Origin of the sequence: Microvirga arabica (assembly GCF_016811235.1) — a bacterium.
Classification (GTDB): domain Bacteria; phylum Pseudomonadota; class Alphaproteobacteria; order Rhizobiales; family Beijerinckiaceae; genus Microvirga; species Microvirga arabica.
On the sequence record NZ_JAFBID010000077.1, the window covers coordinates 1 to 15,362 of the forward strand.

Here is a 15,362-nt window from a genome sequence, read left to right on the forward strand (position 1 = left end):
AGTGGGCCATGACAATTGGTCGGGATAGTCTCTCGGCCGAGAGGGCAGCACCCAAGAACCAGAAGTCGAGCCGGGATAACTCCACCCCTTCATTCAAGCACCACGCCGCAGCTTGCTTCCTCGTGGAAGGATGAAAGTCAGAAAGGCTGACGCAAAATGGCAGACAACCCGCGCAAACAGACTCCTCTGGCCAAGCACAGGCGAGACAATTTGGATGAGGTCCGTGAGGCGTACCTCCTCGAACACACACCCGGTCTGAAGGAGCACGATGCAGCACAGCACAGGGCCTTCCTCCAAATTGAGGAGGATGCACTGGCCCGCCATCCCGATCCGACACCGGACGACATCGCCGCTGCCGAAATCGCGGAGGCTGCTCTCCCATCCAGAAAAAGGACGGAGATTCAGCTACGACGAAGCTTCGAGCCCTTGGCTGTGCATCTTCCCAAGGACGCCAGGCGCAAGCGCAAGAGCTTCGTCCAGCGTGGTCAGCGAGCGTGGAACAGAGCCAATCCGACACCGCTGACATGGGAGCTGGAGCGAACCCTCACGGCAGAGTTCATGAAGGCTTGGCACTGACTGCCGATCGTACCGTCAGAAGGGGGCGCATAAGCCCGAGACGTCGAGCACGGGTTAAAGGAACGTTTACTCCCAACACCGCTTTACCACACTCCACCTTCCGCTGATGCCAGCGTCGCCTGCGCTGAACCCGGCGGAGCGGGTCTGTCTCGACCAGCGCGAGTGCTACCTCCTGCATCGCATGCTCATCAACGACTATGAAGCGGTATTGGAGGCGGTCTGCCGAGCCCGAAGCCGACTTCTCGACAATACAGGTTTTCTCGCACTGATGACGGCCTACCGTACCTGACTGCGTCAGGGATTCCTGAGCGCGTATCAGCTGTTCTGAGCCCCTGAAGCTTCAGAGCTCTGTCTGGTGTGGCCTTCACGTATCAGCTCTCGCTAACGCTGGATTTCTCACCGCTGGCACCGAAATTGCTATCACCTGACAGGGTCATACTAGCTGTGGTGTCGGACAGCTGGTTGAGGCTACGGGTCAGCTCGTAAAGTACCCAGCGTCTGGCTCGGCGTGCTGAGGATCGTTTCATCACCACCTCCTGGCACGTGCAAGGTTCAGCGGCGAGGTCGGCTCGACGTGTCGATGGTGACGAGGTTTCCGGTGATCGGATCGAGAATGGTCATGAGCAGTTCTCTCTCGTTCAGGCACAGGAGCAACGCCGTGCCTGCAGTTTCGATCAGATGCGATTGGGATTGTGGTTACGAGACAGTTACTGCACGGGACGCTCACATCCCCGAGCAGATCGGGGCGGTCAGTCCGCGCCCGACTGCTTTGGAGGTGATGGCTGATCCGAAGGATCCGTCGCAAATTTTGCTGAGTGTCAAAATATTGGCCGGGCTGGATACAACGCTCAGGCGGCCAGGATCTCAAACGGCTCCGTCGCAAATCCGGAGCAGGGGCGAGAAAGGAGCAGGTCTTCATGACACGCTCATGCGGCGAGCATGTCAAACTGCTCCGAGATTGATAGCTGCCGATTGCAGGCATACTTCGCCTGCTGCTTGCGCATCATATGCACCATCTCGATGCCGGCGAGGATCACACGGGCAGTGGCGGCGGACTGGAACCCGAGCATGGGTCGGACCCGGCGCTTGATCGCGCGATGATCCTGCTCAATCCGATTATTCAAGTAGCGGCTCTGCCGGATCCGGATCGGCTCTAGCCGGCGCCTTGAGCGATCCTGCAGACGGCTCTCTGCATCACACAACTGGATCGCTTCTTTGTTGGTCTGGCTGCCATCGATCACGATCCGCTCGGGTCGGCCATGCCGCTTCAGCGCTTTGCGCAAGAAGCGCTTGGCGGCTGTGAGGTTTCGCCGCTCGCTGAACCAGAATTCCACCGTGTCACCGTTGCTGTCGATGGCGCGGTACAGGTACATCCATCGTCCTCGAACCTTGATATAGGTTTCATCGACGTGTCACCTCCCCGTGACGGGTCTCTTCCGCTGATTGAAGCGCTCCAGGAGCAGGGGTGCGTAATGCACAGTCCAGCGATGAATGGTCGCGTGATCGACAGTGATGCCGCGCTCGGCCATCATCTCTTCCAAGCTCCGGAGGCTGAGATTGTAGGCCAAATACCACCGCACGCACAGCAGGATCACCGAACGATCAAAATGACGGCCTTTGAACATGTAACCCTCCGGAGCGTGCCAGAGGGATAAATAGAACTGAGTTACTGAACGATTTGCGACGGAGCCATTCAGAGACGAGCAGGGTCAGCGGCAGACCCGGAGCGGCGTCATGACGTGGGACGAAATGGCGGCGGCGGCGCGGGCGGTGGAGCCCGACGAGCTCAAGCGGCAGCGCCGGCTGGCTCGGCTGGTCACGGACGTGCTGCCGCGCCTCCGTTGAACGGCCGAGACGGGCCGACACCCCCTAGGCCCCGCGCGCTCCCAGACCCGTACGTGACACTCTCGCGTCATACGGCTCCCGAAGTTCGACCGTTTCCATGCAGAAGGCGCCAGTGCGCAAACAGGTGCGGATTGGCGGGCTCTGTCGCCAATTTGGATGAGGACAGAAAGAGGACCATTTCGTCCGAAGTCCTTACGCCGCCAGGATGTTGAACTGCTCGGCGAGGGATAGCTGCTGATTGCAGGCATACTTCGCCTGTCCTTTCCGCATCATGTGAACCATCTCGATCCCACTCAGGATCACCCGAGCGGATGCCATCGACTTGAACCCGAGCATGGGCCGGATCCGCCGCTTGATCGCGCGGTGATCCTGCTCGATACGATTGTTGAGGTAGGCACTTTGCCGGATCCGGATCGGCTTCAACTGATGTCTCGATCTGTCTTGGAGCCGGTCTATGGTATCGCAGGTCAGGATCGCTTCGCGATTTGTCTGGCTGCCGTCGATCACAATCCGCTCCGGCCGGCCGTGTCGCTTAAGGGCCTTGCAAAAGAACCGCTTGACCGCAGCGAGATTGCGCTTCTCGCTGAACCAGAATTCGACCGTATCGCCGTTGCTGTCGACCGCGCGATAGAGATACATCCAACGTCCGCGGACTTTGATGTACGTCTCGTCCATGTGCCACATCCCAGTGACAGCTCTCTTGCGGCGATTGAACCGCTCCAGCAACTCGGGTGAATACCGGACAACCCATCTGTGAATGGTCGCGTGATCAACGGAGATGCCGCGCTCGGCCATCATCTCTTCCAGGTTCCGGAGGCTCAGGCCGTAAGCGAGATACCAACGGACACACAGCAGGATCACCGAGGTATCGAAATGGCGGCCTTTGAACATCTAAACCTCCGGAGCTTGCCGGACGCGTAGGCCGAACGCAGTTACTGAACGGTTTGCGATAGTTCCTGCCGCTCGGGGCCAAGCTGCTGAGGGTCACGCCCAAGGCCATCGACCTGATGCTGGCCCAGCTCGGCGGTGCCCTGCCACGCGAGCTCACCGGCCGAACCCGCTACCGCGCTTGGGGCATCGTGTGAGGGGATGACCTCTAGGCTCTGGCCGCCTTGATCGCTTCCGGGATCATGGCTTGGATTGCCTCAATGCGATCCTGTGGTGCCGGATGGGTCGAGAGAACGGCTGGAATGCCGCCACCCTGCTGATCCATGCGCCGCCACAGCTCCGCCGCCTCGTGCGGATCATAGCCGGCCTTGGCCATCGTGAGCAGGCCCAGCCGGTCGGCTTCCAGCTCCTGGGCTCGTCCATAGGGACGCACGAGACCGAACTCAACACCCACTCCAAGCAGCGCCGCAATTTCGCGCGCGAACGTCACCTCGTTGACTTGGAGCAGAAAGCTGATCAGCCGCAACCCCCATTGCCGCAGTGTCTCGGCAGACACTCGCTCGCGCGAATGCTCGGCCTGTAGATGGCCGATCTCATGCCCGATGACGGCCGCAAGCTGATCCTCGGATCCTGCAACCCGGATCATGCCTTCGAGGACCCCGATCTTGCGGCCAGGCAGCACGAAGGCATTCGCCTGCGGCTCGGCAAAAACCTGAACCTCCCAGCGGCTCGGCTCCTCACCGGCGGCCACCAGAAGCCGCCGTGAGATCTCCGCAACCTGCCGCTGGGCTGCAGCGTTCCGGGATACTGGCATTTGCTGGCGCAATCTGGCCCAGGTTTCCAGCCCCAGGTGCTCCACGGTCTCTTCTGCCACGACGAAGGGAGCAATCCGGTCACAGCCGGACAGAGCTGGCGCAACCACCGTGCAGGCGATCAGGCGCAGCGCCTTGCGTCGTGAGACGCTGCTCGGTGTGTGGCAACAGCGGTGGCTCTGGAGACAGGTGCACATTGCACGGACTAACGCCTTTGCCTGATGCGGGTTGCTCAAGGCGACAGATGAGCTTTCAGTCAGCCGATTAGACACATTAGCGCCAAGCTTCCCGGCACATTGTTAGCGGCGCAGCTTGGTCCGGGAGGCGGCCGGCAGGACAGGCCATGCCGGTTGGCTCTCTCCGACACTTCCAGGTTCGGCGAAGGTGCCGGGCAGCAGTTTTTCAAAACGGAAGCGGATCTTGCGGTAGCACTCGCACGCAGCGTGCTCGAGCCCGGCGCGGTCGATCACCGCGATGCCGCCGCGCTGCTGCTCAATCAGGCCTGACGTCTGCAGGCCCCGCAGGGTCGCACTGACGGTGGAGCGCTGCACCCCGAGCATCTCGGCCAGGAACTCATGCGTGAGGGGCAGGGCATCCTCATCCACGCGGTCGTGCGTGCTCAGGATCCAGCGGCAGCAGCGGGCCTCGACCGGATGCACGGCATTGCACGCCACGGTGTGATACGCCTGGGCGAGCAGCGCCTCATTGTAGGCCAGCACCTGCCGCTGCAGGGCAGGGCGGGCCTGGATGGCCGCATGCATGTGCTCGAGCGGCACTCGGGAGGCGGAGCCGGGGATCTGCACCACATAGCGCCCGAAGGCCTCGCGGCTGACAAAGGCGCTCAGTAGCCCGAACAAGCCCTCCCGCCCGAACATCGCCACCTCGGCCAGCCGGCCGTCTTCCATCACATCGACCAAGGACACGATGGCATCATGCGGGAAGTAGGTGTAGCGGATGGGATCGCCGGGCTCGTACAGCACGGTGCCGCGCGGGAGGATCATGGCCTCGAGCTGCGGCTCCAGAAAAGCGAAATCTTCAGTGTCCAGCGCGGCCAGAAACCGGTTGGCCCGATGATCCGGTGGGGCTCTCGTGACCCCAAAGGGCCGATGTCGTGCTTCTGAAGGCATGAACCTCTCACGACAGGAGTGGGCATCCTACCCGGCATGGTTAACGCCCCGAGGATCAATTTGGTTGGTCAGGCTCGGGACTACCTTAGGATGAGGCGGACCCCGCGGCTGCCACTGCCATCCGTCATTCTCTTGTTATTAAGAGCGCCTAGACCCACTGCCGTGGCCGCATGGCCCGAGGGACAAGGACAGGCACGGATGCACTGCCTTCCTTGTCGCCTCACCCAATCTCATCCGCAGATTCCGAATTGGATCGCCTCGCGAGCTTTGGGAGACCACAACCCATACTCCAGAACATGAGGAGTTTCCGCTACGGCCCGTCCGTTCCGCACCGGGTCACGCGCCATCCCGCGGGAGAGGTCAGCGGGAGCGGCGCCCACGGCGATTGAACCATTCCTTCAGAGCAACCCATTTCCTGGTGCTCCAGATCGTAAAATTCGCGGTTGGCCGGCGCAGGAACGGGACATCATAGGCCAGCAGGAGCAGCCCGAGCGGGATCATCCAGACCCCAAGGATCGGCACTACCGGCGCCAGAAGACCACCCAGCACGCACAGCACACCAAGCGGAAGCCGGATCCACCGGGCATCCGGATGACGCAAGTTGCGAACCTGTCGCGCCACGCCTCCCGGCACCTCATTCTCAAGGTGCAGGAACGCCTCCCTGAGCTTGGCCTTGCTGCTCTTTCTCATTCCAAACCCCGAACTGAACCCTGCAATCGATGGATGGGTGAACGTGACCAAAGACGACAATGCTGGCGTTGCGCAGCAGTTCGAACGGTCGCGTATATGATTGGGGCGGGAACATAGGGGCGGCATTGGTGGAAGCCACGAGATGTGGGGCGGATTGAACGCCGTCCTCCGAGATCAGGATCGTTCCAACGCAAATCGCGATGGCGACAGTGACCTACCGGTTGCAGCTTCCAGCCTGTCGGACGGTTCGGGAGGAGCAGGTGCCCTGCTGAGGTTTGATCACGATAGGGTCTTCGATCAGAAACGGTCGGGTTCCATTGAGTGGATGCAGCCGCGAATGCGTTGAGCCGTCAGATGCTCCGAACCTGCTCGCAACTCTCCGAATTCCTACAGGGTAGATCGTCAACTCGCCAGACGGGGTGATGCAAAGGCGCAGGAAGTTCTTGTAATGCGGGTTCCTGAGGGCGCTCGAAGTATCGTCCCTGTGGTGGCGGAACACATTCAACGACAGGGTAAGGTAAAGAGCCAAGACCAGTGGCCCGACCATGTAACCTGCCACGGCAGTCGCCAGTGCTGCCAGTGGAGGCTGCCACGGGAGCCACTCCGGCCTGAACTCCGCCAACCAAGCTCGCAGCATTGCCGCGATCACTCCTCCAAGCAGCACGGCAGCGGTAATATGGGAGAAGGCATGGATCAGCCCGGCTGTCCAGCGGTACCATAGCTTGGAGGTGTCGGTGAAGAACACGACCCCTGTTGCGATGGCTACGACCCAGAACAGCGAGAACGGCTCCCAGGACAACCTCTGAACCACGTGGGGCAGAAGATCGGTCACTGAGCTCACTTGGGTGTCAGGGGTGATCAGGGCAGATGCTGTGACGGCATAAGCTGGGGCTGTTGCAAAGCCGAAGGGCCAATTGCGGATTGGGAACAGGAACAGGTTTGTCCAGGCCAGCCACCAGGAGTGCGATCGGGGCGGGAACTTCTTCCGGCAATAGAAGGGACCATCGCCTTCATTCCCTTCCAGGACTGTGTCGTCGTGCCCGTGCGTCAGGTGAAGAAAGGCGCCACCACCGCCGGCCACGATCTTCTGCACACCGCCGCCATTCTCGTGGCGGGAGTAATGGTGATAATCCCCTGCCAAGAAGAGTTTGACTCTGTCGCCGAAGAGAGCCTCGAGTTCGCGAATGGAGCGGTAGGCATACTCGTCCGGATAGATCTTCTCGTTAATCCAGTTAGGCTCGGCGTGGCAGAGGATGATGCTCTCATCAGGTCCAATCTGCTTCTCGAGCCGTTCGAAGAAGGCGTGCTGGGGCCCGTCGATGTCATTGCCAAGCTGAAGATCCGTGCCGATCAACCACCAGCTTTTCGGGAGCTTGAGGGCGAAGTAGCTCCGCTGCTGCGGGGCCTCCCAGCCGGCAAAGCTGCCACGAGAGCAGAAGAGGCGGGTAAACGAGACCAGACTGTCATACCAGTCATGGTTTCCCGGCACGGCAAACACATGCGGGTTTAATCGGAGCGAGCCGGTGGCGTCTTGCTTGGGGAAGGCGTGCTCAAAGGGCAGAATAAGGCGCGTCTCGTAAGCCTCCAGGCTAGCAGCCGGATAGACCTCGTCGCCTCCAAAGACCAGGATGCTCCCGCGCTCTGTCAGGATCCCATCGGTGCCCGCGTCACCTGCCCCGCTGGTAGATAGTGTGAGTTTGCCCTGGGCAGCATGATATGCAACTGTGTACGTGGCATCCCAGCCGTCGCCGGTGTCACTGATGTAGTCAAGCCAGAACGGCGCCGGCTGGTCACTGTAGTCGTACGGGCCGAATGGTGTGATGCTCTGCGCTCCACATTGGCTCCCGTCATCGCGGGTGATGCCTTCGACCAGTCGTGGGTCGGCGTGACGGCCAAAGACGTTTGCGATCGCCACCTGCTGGCTGGTTCGGAGGAGCTGGAGCGGAGCATACCAGCAGACACTTGGTTTAGCTTTCTTAGGTCGCACGGGATTGGATACAACGCTTGGATGTCGGGATTATGGATTCTATGGTTCAGCCGTCGGATTGTTCCAGGATAGGAGCCAGCGCTGCATATGCTTTGTCCAAACGTGACCGCTAATGCCGCTAAGTAGAATTTCTGCTGATTCCCTTGATCGCAGGAGCTTGGAATCTGCCTCGAAGATAGCTGAGAGCGCTCGACACGCACAAAGCGGCGGTTGCGGATTTTTTCAACAGCATCGACCCGGTGTAAAGCTTCATCATAGGTGCAAGGTGTTCCATAGCTGAGGTCGAATTTGACCAAGTTCCGGACAAGCAAGGCGGGGCGATACGCAGCCGCACACCCGGCAACGCATCGCCCCGTCTATCAGGCCGCCTGTGACGTGTCGGTCCTCGTGACCAGATCTCTCAGCCTGCGTTCTTCATCATTCATCTCTGGCGAGCGGATCGCCCCAAAACAGGCGGCTGCAGCCGCCGTCAGTGCCGGCGCTTCCTCAAGGCTGTCCGGTCCTTGCAGGCGAAAGGACACCGGCGAGAGGGGCCCAAACAGCAGCGTCCGCTCCAGATCCGGCCAGCGGCCGAGGTCCGGCTCCACGCCGGCATTGCGGGCAAAGAGCAGCGCCAGAACCTGCATCGGAATGCTCTGAGGGCCGCCGCGTTGAGCGCGGCTCCGGGCCAGGCCGGCCGCCAGGGCTTCGCGGCTTGGAGCCGGGATGACACCTGCCCAGGTGTAGGCGATCCAGCGCCCCTGGAGTTCGAGCACCGGAAAGAGCGGCCCGACCTGATCGTACAGGCCTACAAAGGCAAGCCCTTCGAGTTCCGGATGGAAGGTATGGTCGCACAACTCGATATGGGCGTGGTCGAGCCCGAGCGTTGCCGCCAACTCTGGCGCAAGGAAGGGCAACGACAGGCGGTAGCCGATGCCGAACAGGAGCGCGTCGAACTCGCCTTGGCTTCCATCAGCAAAGCCGACGGAGCGTTCATTGATCGCCCCAATCCAGGGGCGGATCGCAATGCGGCCCTCAGCCACGAGCGGGAGGAAGTGCTGCGACTGCGTGATCCCGGCTGCGAAGATGTTCTCGTCGGGCGTCATCGCGCCGAACTGATCGGGCGACCCGGCCACACGCAGGACCGTCGCTTTCAGGCCGGCTGCGACATCGTCAGGCGGCAGAATTTCGCCTGCGAGACCCGCCGCTCGCGTGAACATGACGTGGTCCGTCGGCACCCCGGCCAATAGCTTGGGCAGGACATAGCGCTGCCGCCGGTAGCAGACGGTCACGCTGCGGGCGCCGGACAGGGCTATGTCGGAGGCGATTTCAAGCGCGCTGATCGAGCAGCCGGCGACCAGCACGTCCTTGCCACGGTAAGCTTGGCTCCCATTGTACTGGCTGGTGTGGGCCACCCCAAGCGCCCCGGAAAAGCCGTTGAGCCCCGGCACCGTAGGAACCTCGGGCGCGACATAGCGGCCGGAGGCGACCACCACACGGGCGAAGCGCTCGGTCCGGACCTCTGCGCCCCGGCGCCAACGGAGGAGCCATCCACGACCGTCGGCTTGTTCAAGCCGCTCGACCCGAGTGCAGCAGCGGATACGCGGTACAAGCCCGAAGTGCTCGGCATAACGCTCCAGATAGGCATGCATGTCTTCCCGGCTGGGGTAGACGGGCGTGCCCTCTGGATGTTCAAGGTCCGAAAAGCACGTCATGACGCGACTGGTGTTGGTGCGCATGCCACGCCAGGTGCCGCTCAGGGGCGAGGTGGCGTTCCACTGGCCGCTGGGGCGGTCCGCTGCCTCGAATAGCACGGGCTCGAAGCCATGGCTCGCCAGCCAGCGCGCGGTTACCAGACCGGCGGGTCCAGCGCCGATGATGGCAACAGCGTTGGGAGGCATTTTTTGGAAGGCGAGATCAGTCATCGTGAGCTCCTTTCATGAGAGCCCATGGAATAGGCCGATCTGCGATCCGCGTTTCCTAAATGCTTCCTAAGCGCCCGGTGCCGGTTTCCTAAAAGGTTGCTAAGCCGCTATGCTTTACCGGTAGGAGACTTTGACGCGTGCTCATCAACCAAGACCTCGCAGCCTTCATGGCCAGCCCGGTGATGATCATTCTGGGCACCCGCGATGATGCGCTCGTACCCGAGATCGCGCGCGCCGTTGGAGCCGTCGTCCGCAGAGAGGAAGGCTGTGTCGATCTGGCGGTCTCGGAGTGGCAATGGTCAAAGACAGTGGCGAATGTGCGAGCCAATGGCCAGCTTGCCGTCACCTTTGCCCGGCCTTCGGACTATGTGTCCTACCAGGTGAAGGGGCACGCCACAGTGGCCTCGGCCGCAGCCGAACACGTCGCTCTGGCACGGCGCTATATCGAAAGCATGGCGTCAACTCTGGGTGAGCTCGGTCTGGAGCGGCGGGTCGTGGCACCCTGGCTCGTTGAGCGGGACTTGGTCACCTTGTGCCTGTCGGTGCAGGAGATCTTCGTGCAGACACCAGGCGCCAAGGCAGGCCAACTTATCGAGCAGTTCCCATGACGATCCGGCTTCGCGACCTCGCCGCCTGCTTTGAGGGGGTTATCCCCTCCATCATCGCCACCGCAGCACCCGATGGCATGCCGAACATCTCCTACCTGTCGCATGTCGTGCTGGTTGATGACGAGCGCGTGGCCTTGTCCAACCAGTTCTTCTCCAAGACGGCCACGAACGTGCGGGCCAATCCCGCCGCTGCCGTGCTGCTCGTCGATCCTCGGGATGGCGGGCAATACCGGCTGGACGTGATCTTCGAGCAGACCCTGGACAGCGGTGGACTGTTTGAGGAGATGGCCATCCAGCTCCGGGCGACCAGCACCCAGGTGGGCATAGGCGAGGTCATGCGGCTGCGTGGTGTCGACATCTATCGGGTGAGGGGGGTGCAGGCTGTCCCGTCGCCCACGCCACGTCAGGAGGTTTCCTCTCGGGAAGCGGGGCTTCAGCTCATGGCGGCTGCTGCAGTCGCCCGCAGGGTTTCCGAGGCGAGTGATGTTGGCACCATTGTCGATGCTGTTCTGGATGGGCTCCGCGAGGCGTTCAGCTTCAAGCATGCCATGCTGTTGCTGAAGGAATCGGCTGGCGAGCGGCTCGTCACCGTTGGCAGTCGCGGGTACGAACGGAGCGGCATTGGCTCGGAGGTGCTGGTGGGCGAGGGCATCATCGGGACGGCCGCCTCGGAACGGCGTCCTGTGCGGGTCAGCGACATGAGCCGGATCCGGCGCTTCAGCTCTGCGGTTCATGCCTCGTCCGACGAAGAGAACCGCACGCGAACTATTGCCCTGCCAGGGATGCCGGATGCCATGAGTCAGGTCGCGCTGCCGATGATCGCGCATGGCGTCTTGCGTGGTGTGTTGTTCCTGGAGAGTTCCCAGCGGCTTGCCTTCACCAGGGAGGACGAAGCGGCACTCGCGGTCGTCGCGCTGCAAGCGGCGGCAGCCCTCGCGCTTGCCGAGGCCGAAATCCTGGAAGGACCGTCGAGTGTCCCAGTCGTCGCAGATCAGTCTGTCCTGACCGGGCGGGGCTTCCGCGTTGTCCACTATGCGTATGATGACAGCATCTTCATCGACAATGAGTACCTGATCAAAGGGGTGCCTGGGCGGCTCTTGATGTACCTGCTTCGTATCCATCAGCGGGAAGGGCGCACGGAGTTCACCAACCGCGAGATCCGGCTCTCGGAGGACCTGCGCCTGCCGGACATCAAGGACAATCTCGAAACACGACTGCTCCTTCTCCGACGTCGGCTTGAGGAGAAGGCTGCCCCTGTCCAGTTGCTACGAACGAGCCGCGGCAGGATCCGGTTGGAGGTAGCCGGACGGGCAGTCTTGGAAGAAGCCACCAGCTAAACTGGAAGGTGATGGCAAGCCGATTCGTTAGAACCGGGTGGGCTTGAGATCCATTTATTCAGCCCCGCAACAGCACCGCTTATGAAGTGTGCAACGTGATCCGTCCGGTATTGACCAGCTGAAACTTGGGAAAGCTGTAAGCGTTTTTCGCGTGAACCTTCATCTTACGGAGGAACGAATGAAGCTGAAAAGTGTGGATCGGACCATCCTGGTGCAAAGCTCGAATGTAGATCTTGGCGATGTACTCCCACAGTACGCCAGAACGAGCATCCTGCAGGTGGCGGGGAAATACTTCGGCCGATTGAACACCGCGACCGTACACTTCTCCAGGGAGGGCCTCATGTACCGCTGCACGGTCAACATGCAGATGGGCGCCCTGAAGATGAGGAGTGGTGAGGCACAGGACAAAGACTGCTATACCGCGTTCAGAACCGCTCTCGAAAAGGTGGCGAAACAGCTTCGACGCGCCAAGCGCGCGTTGCGTGAGGACAAGGCCGAGCGTGTCGACAAGGACATCATCCTGCGTGAGCCAGTACGGCTCCGCCGCAAAGCCGCTCGTAGGTCTCCCAAGATTCAAGCCGTGGTCGACCTCAATGATTACCGGGCGCCAAGGGGGTTTGAGCGCGTAAGGCCCAATCTCGTTGCTGCGGAGTGAGCGGGCCTGGCATGGCCTCATTCGCGCGGATCACATGGCTCTAGCGGAGGAGGCGCATGCCGCCTCCTCTCGGTTTTCAGCTTGGGCACCCCGCACCAACCGCTCTCTGTTGGGGCACCGGAACGGGGCCCTTCGGACCATTCACAAACGAACTGAACCGGATTGGCTAAGGAGGTTTAGCGGAGCACGATGAACGGCGGGTTCTCGCAATATCTTGAAAAGGTCGCGAGACAGCTCCCTGAGGAAGCGGGCAAGCTGATCGAAGGCGACCTGAACCTGACGCTGCTCGACTGGTACACAGATGGCGTCCCGGCCGAGGAAGCCGCCGCGCGGATCAGGCGGTCGGCGGGCTGGGCGTGACCGGCTTGAGTAGTTCGTCCACGGAAGGCTGTGGTATCATCTCTTCGGTTCAAATCAGATGGCAGATCGACAGCATTCTCGGAGGCCAAGATGCAGCGCACCTTTGTCCCTGATGAGGCTTTGACGCCAACCCACTCAATCCTGCTCGATTTAGACAGCCGGCACTCTGAACGGTCGACTAGTGGGGCAGAATCCTTAGGAACTTCCCAAACTCGGTATAACCTGTTCCGGAACGGGCACGAGCCGGAGCTCTACTGTGCCGTGCCGGAGGATCGGCCTGCGCCTGCTTTTCTCCAGTCCGACCGGTGGCAGGTTGCCGGTCAGATGGACGAGAGTGGTGCGACGCCTCTGGGTTTCGACTGGGAGGCGGCTAAGATCGGAATCCGCCTCAACGGGTTTTATCTGTTCGTAGCATTCAGACCGGTTCGGAAGTTGCGTTCGGATGGCCTGCTGGCGGCTCTTGAAAACCGGAAAAACGCTACCTAACATTAACAATGCCAAGGCTTATTGACGAGCTTGGCGGATCGGGCGCCGGTGGTGTCCGGCGCTCTTGTGGTTACGTTGCTCCAGGGAGGATGTAGCTATGAGAACAGCTCTTGATTTCTCTCCCCTGTATCGCTCCACGGTCGGCTTCGACCGGCTGTTCGACCTGTTCGATCAGACAGCCCGCCTGGAACAGGCCCCTGGCTGGCCGCCCTACAACGTCGAAAAGGTTGGTGGCGATCAGTACCACATCACCATGGCGGTGGCCGGGTTCTCGCCTGACGAGATCGAGATCACCCAAAAAGAGAGCGTGCTGCTCGTGGCAGGCAACAAGCATCCGGAGCAGGAGAACGGACAATTCCTGCATCGCGGCATCGCCACGCGCGCTTTCAAGCAGAGCTTCAGCCTCGCCGCCTATGTGAAGGTGCGGGAGGCAAAGCTTGAGAACGGTCTGCTGACAATCGATCTGGTGCGTGAAGTGCCGGAGGAGATGAAGCCCCGTCGCATCGAGATTGCGGCTGGGAGCGGCCCAAAGACGATCGCGCACGACGAGGCCGCTTAAAGGCGTGATCAGGGATGAGGTCGACACAGGTCAAGGTTTGGAGCTGGCCTCATCCGCTTGGCGCGAGCTGAACAGATGAGAAGGATGACGCCATGAACATGCGCGATCTCATGCCCTGGGGTCGCCAGCAGCAGCCCGGACGCGACCAAGCATTAGTGGCATGATAGCTGGGTTCAGGCGGGCTTGACGGCTGCCTGAGCCCAACCCTTTGCTCAATGGAGGAAGGAAACCATGGACCAAGTGACCGTTCACCTGCGCACCACTCAGGATCCGCCAGCATCGTCCCCTACATTGAAAGCCCGCAGGGGCGAGGGAGCATCTGAGGGAAAACCCTCTCCAATCCAGGACCCATTCGGCCTTGTGGCGCATCCAGTCTTGGACCCCAGTGCGAAGCGGGCGATCCTCGCCTCGTGGGCTTCGGATGCTTGTGCGGTGGAGAGCCTGCCGAACTGGCGCAAGCTGCCGGAGACCGGTGCTCTCGTGCCGCTGGACGACATCCTCGACGCCCTGCGGGCGCTCGATAGCGACGCGCTCCACTAAGAGGAGGAGGGTGTCATGGCGACGCTCAACCCTCGCGGCTGGCCGCGCCTGCCGGACTGGCTTGATCCGCATGAGCACCGCCGCAGCCCGGGGGAGATCAACCAAGAGGCGCTCGGGCGCTGCTGCATTGCAGTGGCATTCTGTCTGTGCTTTGCTGCTCTCGCACCTCCGGGCATGATGCCGTTCGCGTTCGCCGGTCTGCTGTTCCTGGCCGGGATCGCGTCTATTAGCCTTGCTGTAGTGCGGGGTGACCGGCCGCTGGCATCGCACCTGACCGCCTGGGACGAGGCGGCGCTTCTGTTCACCGCAAGCCTCGGGCTACGCCTCTGGCTCGGGCCCTTCCCAGTCAATTGAGGTCCTCAAGCTGATCATCGATCAACTTGCATTTGGAGGAGTGCAATGGAGCAGCAGACGATTGGGACCGGACAAAACCGATTTCCGCTGCCTTTTCTAACCAAGGAGCAGTCTTGGCTCACGAGAGGAGGGCAGGGCGGCTCCGGGAATCCAACTGGCGTCTTGCATCGGCCGACCCGCGAGCGGGCGGCAGGTGCAAACCCTGCAGGAATTGTGCGGTGGGCATCGCGGCTGCGCGACTGCTCCAGCCGTCACGATGCTCCCCTCCTGCCGGATCTCGACCGGGCCTTCGTCAACCCGGCGTCCGTCTTCGACACGCCTCATGCCATTGTGCGCCATCCGCTTCTGACGATTGACTGCAAGCGGGAGATCTTGCAGCGCTGGGTTTGGGACGAGTATCTCCTCGACCTGGCCGATGCCGAGGGCATGCCGGAAGGTGCGCCCTCGCGGCTGGACGAGGTCAAGGCGGCCCTGAGGCTGGTCAACCAGGAGCGCAGCCCCGACCCGGCAGCGCCCGCAGCTTTCATCGTTCCTTACCGCTGGGATGAGATCGCTCTTGCAGCTTAGGGCAGGAGGACCTTGGATAGGAATGGTCTGTCCCCTTTGACGGGCTCCAAAGCTCAAGTGGGTTTGG

18 protein-coding genes and 1 pseudogene are annotated in these 15,362 nt (G+C 61.5%); 12 read left to right on the plus strand and 7 right to left on the minus strand.

Translation table 11 applies throughout. From position 1 onward, the window contains the following. The first annotated feature begins 210 nt into the window (after positions 1–210). A complete protein-coding gene (locus JQC81_RS26040) occupies positions 211–576 on the plus strand; it encodes a hypothetical protein (protein WP_246520669.1) in 366 nt (121 codons plus the stop codon). Between the two features lie 106 nt (positions 577–682). After that, on the plus strand, positions 683–865 hold the full coding sequence (locus JQC81_RS26045) for a hypothetical protein (protein ID WP_203274714.1): 183 nt from the start codon (positions 683–685) through the stop codon (positions 863–865). A gap of 637 nt (positions 866–1,502) precedes the next feature. On the opposite strand, the pseudogene JQC81_RS26050 reads toward JQC81_RS26045, so the two are convergent. Both JQC81_RS26050 and JQC81_RS26055 read right to left on the minus strand, forming a co-directional pair. Beyond that, positions 1,503–2,201: pseudogene (locus tag JQC81_RS26050) on the minus strand (IS6 family transposase). A 412-nt stretch (positions 2,202–2,613) separates the two neighbouring features. Next, a complete protein-coding gene (locus JQC81_RS26055; RefSeq protein WP_203274715.1) occupies positions 2,614–3,312 on the minus strand; it encodes an IS6 family transposase in 699 nt (232 codons plus the stop codon). Between the two features lie 83 nt (positions 3,313–3,395). Here JQC81_RS26055 and JQC81_RS26060 point away from each other — a divergent pair, with 83 nt between their 5' ends. Then, positions 3,396–3,506 (plus strand): helix-turn-helix domain-containing protein, encoded by a 111-nt coding sequence (locus tag JQC81_RS26060; RefSeq protein WP_281400420.1) that lies wholly within the window; start codon positions 3,396–3,398, stop codon positions 3,504–3,506. Between the two features lie 11 nt (positions 3,507–3,517). Here JQC81_RS26060 and JQC81_RS26065 read toward each other — a convergent pair whose 3' ends face one another. The 5 genes from JQC81_RS26065 to JQC81_RS26085 all read right to left on the minus strand — a co-directional run bounded on the left by JQC81_RS26065 (position 3,518) and on the right by JQC81_RS26085 (position 9,829). Continuing rightward, on the minus strand, positions 3,518–4,318 hold the full coding sequence (locus JQC81_RS26065) for a M48 family metallopeptidase (RefSeq protein ID WP_203274716.1): 801 nt from the start codon (positions 4,316–4,318) through the stop codon (positions 3,518–3,520). Positions 4,319–4,420: 102 nt separating this feature from the next. Next, complete coding sequence (locus JQC81_RS26070) at positions 4,421–5,248, minus strand: Crp/Fnr family transcriptional regulator (RefSeq protein WP_203274717.1); 828 nt, start codon at positions 5,246–5,248, stop codon at positions 4,421–4,423. Between the two features lie 360 nt (positions 5,249–5,608). Next, positions 5,609–5,938 (minus strand): hypothetical protein, encoded by a 330-nt coding sequence (locus JQC81_RS26075; protein WP_203274718.1) that lies wholly within the window; start codon positions 5,936–5,938, stop codon positions 5,609–5,611. Between the two features lie 214 nt (positions 5,939–6,152). Then, entirely contained in the window at positions 6,153–7,853 is a 1,701-nt protein-coding gene (locus JQC81_RS26080) for a metallophosphoesterase (protein WP_203274719.1), read from the minus strand. A gap of 431 nt (positions 7,854–8,284) precedes the next feature. Next, a complete protein-coding gene (locus JQC81_RS26085; RefSeq protein ID WP_203274720.1) occupies positions 8,285–9,829 on the minus strand; it encodes a flavin-containing monooxygenase in 1,545 nt (514 codons plus the stop codon). A 137-nt stretch (positions 9,830–9,966) separates the two neighbouring features. On the opposite strand from JQC81_RS26085, the gene JQC81_RS26090 reads away from it, so the two are divergent. From JQC81_RS26090 to JQC81_RS26130, 9 genes are all read left to right on the plus strand, one after another. Next, positions 9,967–10,437: a pyridoxamine 5'-phosphate oxidase family protein gene (locus JQC81_RS26090; RefSeq protein ID WP_312887583.1), complete on the plus strand. Its 471-nt coding sequence runs from the start codon at positions 9,967–9,969 to the stop codon at positions 10,435–10,437. Continuing rightward, positions 10,434–11,774 carry a GAF domain-containing protein gene (locus tag JQC81_RS26095; protein ID WP_203274721.1) on the plus strand — a complete coding sequence of 447 codons (1,341 nt, stop codon included), beginning with the start codon at positions 10,434–10,436 and terminating at the stop codon, positions 11,772–11,774. The genes JQC81_RS26090 and JQC81_RS26095 overlap by 4 nt, the downstream gene beginning before the upstream one ends. A gap of 178 nt (positions 11,775–11,952) precedes the next feature. Then, entirely contained in the window at positions 11,953–12,429 is a 477-nt protein-coding gene (gene hpf, locus JQC81_RS26100; protein ID WP_203274722.1) for a ribosome hibernation-promoting factor, HPF/YfiA family, read from the plus strand. Between the two features lie 189 nt (positions 12,430–12,618). Further along, positions 12,619–12,789 (plus strand): hypothetical protein, encoded by a 171-nt coding sequence (locus JQC81_RS26105; protein WP_203274723.1) that lies wholly within the window; start codon positions 12,619–12,621, stop codon positions 12,787–12,789. Between the two features lie 90 nt (positions 12,790–12,879). Next, positions 12,880–13,275 carry a hypothetical protein gene (locus JQC81_RS33460; protein ID WP_246520670.1) on the plus strand — a complete coding sequence of 132 codons (396 nt, stop codon included), beginning with the start codon at positions 12,880–12,882 and terminating at the stop codon, positions 13,273–13,275. Positions 13,276–13,372: 97 nt separating this feature from the next. Then, entirely contained in the window at positions 13,373–13,834 is a 462-nt protein-coding gene (locus JQC81_RS26115) for an Hsp20 family protein (RefSeq protein WP_203274724.1), read from the plus strand. A gap of 231 nt (positions 13,835–14,065) precedes the next feature. Beyond that, on the plus strand, positions 14,066–14,374 hold the full coding sequence (locus tag JQC81_RS26120) for a hypothetical protein (RefSeq protein WP_203274725.1): 309 nt from the start codon (positions 14,066–14,068) through the stop codon (positions 14,372–14,374). Between the two features lie 15 nt (positions 14,375–14,389). Further along, positions 14,390–14,728 carry a hypothetical protein gene (locus tag JQC81_RS26125; RefSeq protein WP_203274726.1) on the plus strand — a complete coding sequence of 113 codons (339 nt, stop codon included), beginning with the start codon at positions 14,390–14,392 and terminating at the stop codon, positions 14,726–14,728. 213 nt (positions 14,729–14,941) lie between these two features. Further along, positions 14,942–15,295, plus strand: a complete 354-nt coding sequence (locus JQC81_RS26130; RefSeq protein WP_134495567.1) for a hypothetical protein — start codon at positions 14,942–14,944, stop codon at positions 15,293–15,295. Positions 15,296–15,362 lie beyond the last annotated feature (67 nt).